The following is a 1,100-nucleotide window of genomic DNA, read 5'->3' as shown; positions in this document are numbered from 1 at the left end:
GTAACACCAATTCCACACAACGGATGTCGTCCACCAAAACGACCTCGTGGATAGTCACCATACTAAGGAGGTGTCCAAATGAGCACAAAGTATAAAATTTCGACTATCGAAGAAACAACAAATGTAGGTAAATTCTTATTAGAACCATTAGAATATCGTTATGGTACACCATTAGGTAATGCACTTCGCCGTGTATTATTATCTTCAATTCCTGGAGGTGCGATCTTCAGTATTCGTATTGACGGCGTATACCACGAATTTACAGGTATTAAAGGTGTAAAAGAAGACGTTGCTTCAATTATTTTAAATTTGAAACAATTGATTTTAGATATTGATATTCATGACAATGAAGTTTATACACTTCGTATCGACCAGGAAGGACCAAAAACAGTCTTAGCAGGTGATATCGAATGTCCAACAGGAGTTACTGTATTAAACAAAGATTTACCAATTTGTACTTTGTCTGAAGGAGGTTCTATGCACATGGAACTTCAGGCTCGTTTAGGCCGTGGATTCGTACGTTCTGATGTAAATAAAAGAATGTACCAAAATGAAGGACAACCTCTTGGTATTATTTATACAGACTCTCTATACTCGCCAGTTAAAAATGTTAGCTATGTAGCTACACCAATTAAAGGTGAAGATGGAAGTATGTATGATTCATTAGAGTTAGAAATTACTACAGATGAAACAATTAAACCGAGTGAAGCATTAGCTGTAGCAGGTAAAATCTTACGTGATCACTTATCAATTTTGGCATCAGTTGATGAAGCTAGTCTTGAAGTGAAAGAAAAAGAAGTTGAAGTTTCAGAAGAACCTGTAGCACATACTACTCATAAAATGATTGAAGACTTAGAACTATCAGTTCGTTCTTATAACTGTTTAAAACGTGCTGGTATTGCGACCGTTGATGAATTAACTCAAAAAACAGAAGAGGAAATGATTCACGTTCGTAATTTAGGAAAGAAATCATTACAAGAAGTTAAAGACAAAATTAAAGAATTAGGATTGTCTTTTAAGCAGAATAACGGATAGGAGGAAATACCATGTGGAATCGTAAATTGGGACGTAAAGCCGATCATCGTAAAGCATTGTTGCGT

At 35.5% G+C, this 1,100-nt stretch carries 1 protein-coding gene; it reads left to right on the top strand.

All coding sequences use genetic code 11. The features are described 5' to 3' along the window. The first annotated feature begins 78 nt into the window (after window positions 1-78). Window positions 79-1,035: a DNA-directed RNA polymerase subunit alpha gene (locus tag NE544_RS11970; protein ID WP_256269495.1), complete on the top strand. Its 957-nt coding sequence runs from the start codon at window positions 79-81 to the stop codon at window positions 1,033-1,035. Window positions 1,036-1,100: the final 65 nt, after the last annotated feature.

The organism is Holdemanella sp. MSK.7.32, assembly GCF_024460475.1.
In the GTDB taxonomy this organism is placed as follows: Bacteria; Bacillota_I; Bacilli_A; order Erysipelotrichales; family Erysipelotrichaceae; genus Holdemanella.
This window is presented reverse-complemented; position numbering and strand designations above follow the sequence as displayed.